The sequence below is a fragment of the Kitasatospora sp. NPDC056651 genome (assembly GCF_042792155.1).
GTDB lineage: Bacteria > Actinomycetota > Actinomycetes > Streptomycetales > Streptomycetaceae > Kitasatospora.
In genome coordinates this window covers 38,702-46,762 of sequence record NZ_JBHTWX010000072.1, presented here as the reverse complement: position 1 = coordinate 46,762, position 8,061 = coordinate 38,702, and the positions used below count along the sequence as shown (strand labels likewise).

At 75.8% G+C, this 8,061-nt stretch carries 4 protein-coding genes and 1 pseudogene; 2 read left to right on the top strand and 3 right to left on the bottom strand.

The window, feature by feature from the left end; all coding sequences use genetic code 11:
• Positions 1-257: 257 nt before the first annotated feature.
• Positions 258-458 (bottom strand): hypothetical protein, encoded by a 201-nt coding sequence (locus ACFRAR_RS25615; RefSeq protein WP_380700524.1) that lies wholly within the window; start codon positions 456-458, stop codon positions 258-260.
• Between the two features lie 406 nt (positions 459-864).
• Here ACFRAR_RS25615 and ACFRAR_RS25610 point away from each other — a divergent pair.
• Positions 865-2,184 (top strand): annotated as a pseudogene (locus tag ACFRAR_RS25610) (serine/threonine-protein kinase); the annotation flags it as partial.
• An 871-nt stretch (positions 2,185-3,055) separates the two neighbouring features.
• Here the strand turns inward: ACFRAR_RS25610 and ACFRAR_RS25605 are convergent.
• Complete coding sequence (locus tag ACFRAR_RS25605; protein ID WP_380700523.1) at positions 3,056-3,868, bottom strand: TrmH family RNA methyltransferase; 813 nt, start codon at positions 3,866-3,868, stop codon at positions 3,056-3,058.
• 89 nt (positions 3,869-3,957) lie between these two features.
• Between ACFRAR_RS25605 and ACFRAR_RS25600 the strand changes: the two genes are divergently transcribed.
• On the top strand, positions 3,958-6,699 hold the full coding sequence (locus ACFRAR_RS25600) for a SpoIIE family protein phosphatase (RefSeq protein WP_380700522.1): 2,742 nt from the start codon (positions 3,958-3,960) through the stop codon (positions 6,697-6,699).
• Between the two features lie 41 nt (positions 6,700-6,740).
• On the opposite strand, the gene cobA is transcribed toward ACFRAR_RS25600, so the two are convergent.
• Complete coding sequence (cobA, locus tag ACFRAR_RS25595; RefSeq protein WP_380700521.1) at positions 6,741-7,988, bottom strand: uroporphyrinogen-III C-methyltransferase; 1,248 nt, start codon at positions 7,986-7,988, stop codon at positions 6,741-6,743.
• Between the last annotated feature and the right edge of the window lie 73 nt (positions 7,989-8,061).

Sequence of the window (8,061 nt, the reverse complement as noted above, 5' to 3'; positions counted from 1 at the left end):
GGGGGCCGCTATCTTTGTGTATCGGGGCCCGGGCATTTTGTCTTAAAACGGGCTTGGGTAAGGGGATGAGCCGCGTACGGACGCCCTCACCGACGTCCGTACGCGGCATCTCCGCCTGCCGGGGCGCTCTGCGCACCGCTCACGCCCGTCCGCGTGTCATCGCGGCCGCGGCCTCCCCGGCGGCACCGCTCCCCGTCCCCAGGGGATCGGTGCCCGTCTTCGGCCGGCCCGTGAGGGCCGGTGTCCTGCCTCCCCGCTCAGCGGGTGATCAGATCGGCGACGGCCTCGGCCTGGCTCGCCATCTGCTCCCACCCACCGAAGAGCAGCACCAGGAGCACGGCGCACGGCAGGGCCATCGCCAGTGCCACGGCCGGGTGGCGCGTGGGCTGCTCGGTTGACCGGGACTGGACGAAGGGCTGCCGGCGGCGGCTGGGGGTTCCCGTGAGCTGCGGTGGCATGTCCTTGCTCCTGATCCGGTCGAGTTGGCGCGGTGGACGGCTTACCTCGGGGGACGAGCTCCCCGTCCACCGCTGAACACAACGCTATTGGCCGAGGGGTTGTCCGGGCGTCATGCCGTCGTACTGTTCCTCGGACGTCCCGGAGGATGACGATGAGACCAGAGGCCTACTACCGCAGGGGGACGGAAGCCTCATCCGGCCCCCGGGGGAACCCTGAGGGGCAACCCCGAGAAACCCTTCGGCGACTCTGTGACCTGCGATCCAGCTCAAGATCGGACAATCGCACGGCGGCTTGAGGTGTTGCGTATCAGCACACCGCAGCGGGCAGTCCGTAAGCTGTGCCAGACAGGAACTGACGATGGCCCAACCGACGGGGCCTCACCCACCGGCTGACGGGGAACGAAACATGGCGATGATGCGGCTGAGGCGTGAGGACCCCCGCATCGTCGGGCCGTACCGCCTGCACCGGCGACTGGGCGCCGGCGGGATGGGCGTGGTGTACCTCGGGTCCGACCGCCGCGGGCAGCGCGTCGCCCTCAAGCTGATCCGCGCCGAACTCGCCGAGGACCAGGAGTTCCGCACCCGGTTCGCCCGCGAGATCGCCGCCGCCTCCCGGATCCGGGGCGGCTGCACCGCGCGCGTGGTGGGCTCGGACATCGAGACCGACCGGCCCTGGCTGGCCACCGCGTACGTGCCGGGCCCCTCGCTCTACAAGCGGGTCGGCGACGAAGGGCCGCTGAACTGGCCCGAGGCGGCCCGGATCGGGGCCGCGCTGGCCGACGGGCTGGTCAAGGTGCACGAGGCGGGGGTGGTCCACCGGGACCTCAAGCCCTCCAACATCCTGCTCTCGCCCCGCGGCCCGCGGATCATCGACTTCGGCATCGCCTGGTCGCGCGGCGCCAGCACGCTCACCCACGTCGGCACCGCGGTCGGCTCCCCCGGCTTCCTCGCGCCCGAGCAGGTGCGCGGGGCCGCCGTCACCCCCGCCACGGACGTCTTCGCCTTCGGGGCCACGCTCGCGTACGCGCTCACCGGGGACACCCCGTTCGGGTCCGGCGCGTCCTCCGAAGTGATGCTCTACCGGGTCGTCCACGAGGAGCCCGACCTCTCGGCGGTGCCGCCCCAACTGGCGCCGCTGATCCGCGCCTGCCTGGCCAAGGAACCCGCCGAGCGCCCCGGGGCGGCCGCACTGCACGAGCGGCTCAGCGAGCTGGCGGCGCGCGGCGCGGCCGCGGGAGCCTCCGGTGGTGCCCGCGCGGCACGGCACGGGCGGGGCGCGGCGGCTCCGGCACCCGCACCGGCACCGGGTCGGCCCGAGGGCGCACGGCAGGGCGTCCCCGCCCCCGGGCGCTCGCCCGAGCCGCCCGCCGCGGCGCGGGCCAGGGCGACGGCGGGCCGCCCCGGCGCACAGGCGGCCGGGGCCGGGACCGCCGGACGGCGCCCGCAGGGAGCGGGCGCACCCCTCCCCCGGGCCGAGACCACACCGGTCACCCGTCCGCTGCGGCAGCGCCCGGACCGTCCCCAGACCCCGCCCCCCAACCGCCCCGGCCCCCACGACCGGGGACGCCCCCAGGCGCGGGCGCACCCCCGGGACCGGCAGCACACTCCCGCCCCCGGGGGACGGCCCGGCACCGCACGGCAGCGACTGCTGCGGCAGCGACTGGTGGTCTTCGTCACGGTGACGATCGGGGTGGCGCTGGCCATCGCGGCGGCGCAGGGGTGCGAGAACCGGGGCGACCAGAGCGTGCGGCCACCGGCCGGGGTGGTGACGACGGCCGGTACGGGCGGCGGCCAGCAGGCCGTACCGGGGACGTCGGTCGACGTCGCGCCGCAGTCCTCGGCCGCGCCGCTCCCGGCGGCCGCGCGCAACGGTGCGGACGCCGGGCTGACGCCCCCGCAGGCACCGGTGCCGGCGGTGGACTGGCCGAACCACAGCTACCCCGACGGGGCCGGCGGGCAGACCATCGCGCTGCAGAACGGGCACTCGGTCGGCGGCGGGCCGCAGGTCACGCTGAGCGCGGTGCTGCCGGCCCGGTACAAGGGCCTGCCGGCCGCGGTCGTCGTCCTGCGCCGGGCGGAGGGCTCGGCGCCGGTCGACCTCGTCCAGCTCTACTCCTTCAACGGGGACGCCCCCGTGGCCACCACCTCCCGCACCTCGGTGGCGGACCCGCAGGCGGCGGCCACCTGGCGGCTGGACGGCAGCACGGTCGTCCGCGAGGAGCGCGCGGCCGCCACCGGCGCGGTCACCTCCACCCGCTACGCCGTCCGCGCCGACGGCACCCTCGACGAGTCCTGGCCCGGCGCCACCACCCCGCCCCCCGCCGCCGCCCCCGCCCCACCCACCTCCCCCACCGGCTGAGCAGCACCAGGTCCTGTCCGGTCGATCTTGGGGGCCCGGCAAGACCGGCCGGACAGGATCCAGCCGGGGCCAGGCGGAACGGGCACGCGTGAGAAGTCGGGCCCGCCGACTTCCGGTGCGAAGGCGGCGCCCCGCACGAGCCCACTTCCGCTGAGCACCGCCGTGACAGGGCGACACCGGCGTGCGCGAGAAGTCCAGTGGGCCGACTCCTCGCGCGGCGGTGACGTGGGTGGGGTGGTTACGGGGTGGGGGCGGTGACGGCGTAGAAGGCCACGGCCGCGGCGGCGCCGACGTTGAGGGAGTCGATGCCGTGGGCCATCGGGATGCGGACGGGGTGGTGGGCGGCCGCGATGGCGCGGGGGGTGAGGCCGTCGCCCTCGGCGCCGAGCATGAGGGCGGCCTTGGGGAGGCGGTGCGGGGTGAGGGTGTGGAGGTCGACGGCGGTGTCGGCGGGGGTGAGGGCGAGGAGGGTGAAGCCGGCGTCGCGGACGGTGTCGAGGGCGGCCGGCCAGGGGTCCAGCCGGGCGTACGGGACGGCGAAGACGGCGCCCATGGAGACCTTGACGGCGCGCCGGTAGAGCGGGTCGGCGCAGTCGGGTGAGAGCAGGACGGCGTCCATGCCGAGGGCGGCGGCACTGCGGAAGATGGCGCCGAGGTTGGTGTGGTCGACCAGACCCTCCAGGACGGCGACCCGGCGGGCACCGGCGAGCACCTCGGCGGCGTCCGGGAGGGGCTTGCGCTCCATCGAGGCGAGCGCGCCGCGGTGCACGTGGTAGCCGGTGACGGCTTCGGCGAGCGCGGGCTCGACCACGTGGACGGGGGCGTCGGCCCCGGCGATGACGTCGCCCATCACCTCCAGCCACTTGGGGGTGAGCAGCATCGACCGCATCCGGTAGCCGGCGGCGATGGCGCGGCGGATGACCTTCTCCCCCTCGGCGATGAAGAGGCCTTCGGCCGGTTCGCGGCGGCGGCGCAGCTCGACGTCGGTGAGGCCGGTGTAGTCGGCGAGGCGGGGATCGGCCGGGTCGGTGATGGTGCGGGGTTCGGACACCCTGCGATCTTGCCAAGCCGGGGCGGGGAAGGCCAAACGGCCGAGGGAGCTGGGTGGTCCCCGGCTGCCCGTGGTGCAAACATGACCGTATGGCCCGATTTCCGGGCCGATCCCGGGCTCCGTCGGCCTCTGGCGCCACTGGCTCCACCGGCTCCTCCGGTGGGCGCCCACACGGTCGGCCACAGCTGCCACGCGCCAAGCGGCGGTGGCCGGTGTGGCACCGGTCGGTGGCCGGACAGGTGTTCGCGCTCCAGATCCTGGTCGTCCTGCTGCTGGTGGCGGCGGCCGCGGTGGCGCTGGTGGTGCAGTCGCGCAACGACTCCGAGCACGAGGCGCGCAACCGGTCGGTGGCGGTGGCGCAGGCCTTCGCCAACTCCCCGGGCATGGTCGACGCGCTGCGCTCCCCCGACCCGACGGCCGTCCTGCAGCCGAGGGCGCAGGCCGCGCGGGTCGGCTCGGGCGTGGACTTCATCGTCGTGCTGAACGACCAGGGCGTCCGCTACACCCATCCGAACCCGGCGCGGATCGGTGAGAAGTTCGTCGGCACGTACGCCCCCGCGCTGCGCGGGCAGGTGGTGACGGAGCAGGTGGCGGGAACTCTCGGCCCGCTGGTGCAGGTGGTGGTCCCGGTGTACGCGCCGGACGGCTCGGTGGCCGGGCTGGTCGCGGCGGGCGTCACGCTGCGGAACGTGAGCAGCGCGAGCGAGCGGCAGCTGCCGGTGGTGCTGGGCACGGCGGCGGCCGCGGTGGGACTGGCCACGCTCGGGACGGCGCTGATCAGCCGGCGGCTGCGGCGCCAGACGCACGGGCTGGGCCCGGTCGAGATGACCAGGATGTACGAGCACCACGCGGCGGTGCTGCACGCGGTGCGCGAGGGCGTGATGATCGTCGGCGGGGACGAGCGGCTGCTGCTCTGCAACGACGAGGCGCGCCGGCTGCTGGACCTGCCGCCGGACGCCGAGGGCCGGCCGGTGGCCGGGCTGGGCCTGGAGCGGGCGCCGCTGGAGCTGCTGACCGCCGGCCGTCCGGTGACCGACGAGGTGGTGCTGTCCGGGGAGCGGCTGCTGGCCGTGAACGTCCGGCTGATCGGTCAGGGGCCCGGGCCGCCCGGCTGCGTCGCCACGCTGCGCGACTCCACCGAGCTGGCGGCGCTGTCCGGCCGGGCCGAGCGCGCGCAACGGCGGCTGCGGCTGCTGTACGACGCCGGGGTGACGGTGGGCAGCACGCTGGACGTGACGCGGACGGCGGAGGAGCTGGCGCGGGTCGCGGTGCCGCGGTTCGCGGACTACGTCACGGTGGATCTCGCGGACCAGGTGCTGACCGGCGAGGAGCCGCCGCCGGGCCCGTCGCTGGGGCGGATGCGCCGTACCGCGGTGACGGGCGTCCGGGACGACGCGCCGTTCTACCCGGTCGGCACGGTGCTGGACGTGGTGCCCGAGACCCCCCTGGCCGGGGCGCTGCACAGCGGGGAGCCCGCCATCGAGCCGCGGCTGGCGGAGTCCGGCCGGTGGCGGGAGCAGGACCCGGAGCGGTCGGCGCAGGTACTGGCGTACGGGGTGCACTCGCTGGTGCGGGTGCCGCTGCGGGCGCGCGGGGTGCTGCTGGGGGTGGCCCGGTTCTGGCGGGCGCAGCGTGCCGAGCCGTTCGAGGCGGAGGACCTGGCGCTGGCCGAGGAGCTGGTGGCGCACGCGGCGGTGTGCATCGACAACGCCCGCCGCTACACCCGGGAGCACACCATGGCGGTGACGCTCCAGCACAGCCTGCTGCCGCGCAACCTGCCGGACCAGAGCGCGCTGGAGGTGGCGCACCGCTACCTGCCGGCCCAGGCCGGGGTGGGCGGGGACTGGTACGACGTGATCCCGCTGCCGGGCGCGCGGGTGGCGCTGGTGGTCGGGGACGTGGTGGGGCAGGGGCTGCACGCGGCGGCGACGATGGGCCGGCTGCGCACGGCGATCCACAACTTCTCGACCCTGGACCTGCCGCCGGACGAGCTGCTGGGGCACCTGGACGAGCTGGTGAACCGGATCGACCAGGCCGAGGCGGCGGGCGGCGAGCGCGCCGAGCTGGCCGGGGCGACCTGCCTGTACGCGATCTACGATCCGGTGTCGCGGCGCTGCACGCTGGCCACCGCCGGGCATCCGCCGCCGGCCGTGGTGGACCCGGAGGGCCGGGTGGTGTTCCCGGAGCTGCCGACCGGTCCGCCGCTGGGGTTGGCGGTGCTGCCGTTCGAGACCGCCGAGCTGGAGCTGGCCGAGGGCAGTCGGCTGGTGCTGTACACGGACGGGCTGGTGACGGACCGCGAGCGGGACGTCGACGAGGGGCTGGAGCTGCTGCGGGCGGCGCTGGAGGGGCCGGCGCGCACGCCCGAGCAGACCTGTGCGGACGTGCTCGGGGCGCTGCTGCCGGCGCACCCGCAGGACGACATCGCCCTGCTGGTGGCGCGGACGAAGGTGCTGGCGCCGGACCGGGTGGCGCGGTGGGAGGTGCCCTCCGACCCGGCGGCGGTGGGCGAGGTCCGGGCCGCCGTGGCGGAGCGGCTGACGGCCTGGGGGCTGGGGGAGGCCGCGTTCGTCACCGAGCTGATCCTGAGCGAGCTGGTGACCAACGCGATCCGGTACGGCTCCGGGCCGATCCGGGTGCGGCTGCTGCGGGACCGGTCGCTGATCTGCGAGGTGTCGGACGGCAGCAGCACCTCGCCGCACCTGCGGTACGCGGCGACCGAGGACGAGGGCGGGCGCGGGCTGTTCCTGGTCGCGCAGTTCGCGGACCGTTGGGGGACGCGGTACACGGCGACCGGGAAGGTCATCTGGACGGAGCAGCCGCTGGAGTAGGAAGTCGGACGGGCCGACTTCCCACTCCGGGGGCGGTGCGGTCAGTGCCGGAACGCGGCGGCCAGCACGTTGACCACGTCCCCGACGACGATGACCGCCGGGGGCTTGACGCCCTCGGCCTCGACCACCGAGGCGACGGTGCCGAGGGTGGCGTCCACCCGGCGCTGGGCGGCGGTGGTGCCCTCCTGGACGATCGCCACCGGGGTGTCCGCGGGCCGGCCGTGCTCGACCAGCCGGGCGGCGATCGCGCCGATCTTGTCCACGGCCATCAGCAGCACCAGGGTGCCGCTCATCCTGGCGGCGGCCTCCCAGTTGGTGAGCGAGCGCTCGTCGTCCGGGCCGACGTGGCCGGAGATCACGGTGAACTCGTGCGTCATGCCGCGGTGGGTGACCGGGACGCCGGCCGCGGCGGGCACGCTGATCGAGCTGGAGATCCCGGGCACGACGGTGACCGGGAGGCCGGCCTCGGCGCAGGCCAGCAGCTCCTCGCCGCCGCGTCCGAAGACGTACGGGTCGCCGCCCTTCAGCCGGACCACGAACCTGCCGGCCTTGGCGTGCTCGATCAGGGTGCGGTTGATCGCCTCCTGGGCCATGAACCGGCCGTACGGGATCTTGGAGGCGTCGATCACCTCGACGTGCTCGGGCAGTTCGGCGAGCAGTTCGCGCGGGGCGAGGCGGTCGGTGACCACCACGTCGGCGTCGGCGAGCAGGCGGCGGCCGCGCACGGTGATCAGGTCCGGGTCGCCGGGGCCACCGCCGACCAGGGCCACGCCGGCGCCGTGCGAGCGGTACTGGCGGGCGGCCAGCGAGCCGTCCCGCAGGCCGCCGACGATGGCGTCGCGCAGCGCGGCGGAGTGGCGCGGGTCTCCGGTGAGGACGGCGACGGTGGCACCCGCGTCGCGGCCGCTGGCCGGGGTCCAGGCGGTGGCCGCGGCGGCGTCGTCGCTGCGGGAGCAGAACACCCGCTCGCGCTCGGCCTCGGCGCTGACGGCCTCGTTGACGGCCGGGTCGTCGGTGGCGACCAGGGCGTACCAGGTGCCGGCCAGGTCGCCGTCCCGGTACGGGCGGGCGTGCCAGGTGAGCTCGCCGGCGTCGGCCATGGCCTGCACGGCCGGGGTGGTGGCCGGCGACACCAGGTGCAGGTCGGCGCCGGAGGCGATCAGGGCGGGCAGCCGCCGCTGGGCGACCTGGCCGCCGCCGACCACGACGACGCGGCGGCCGGCCAGCAGCAGGCCGACCGGGTACGGGGTGCGGCCCTCGGTGCTGGGGTGCGGGGTGGGCGCGGTCATCGGCGGTGCTCCTGATCGGGGGTGAGGGCGGGGGAACGGTACGGCACGACACCGCTCCGCGGTCCGGCGCGCC

Bases quoted from the DNA above. Each gene is read 5' to 3' on its own strand.
- ACFRAR_RS25615 (WP_380700524.1), bottom strand. From the start codon at position 458: ATGCCACCGCAGCTCACGGGAACCCCCAGCCGCCGCCGGCAGCCCTTC.
- ACFRAR_RS25600 (WP_380700522.1), top strand. From the start codon at position 3,958: ATGGCCCGATTTCCGGGCCGATCCCGGGCTCCGTCGGCCTCTGGCGCC.
- cobA (WP_380700521.1), bottom strand. From the start codon at position 7,988: ATGACCGCGCCCACCCCGCACCCCAGCACCGAGGGCCGCACCCCGTAC.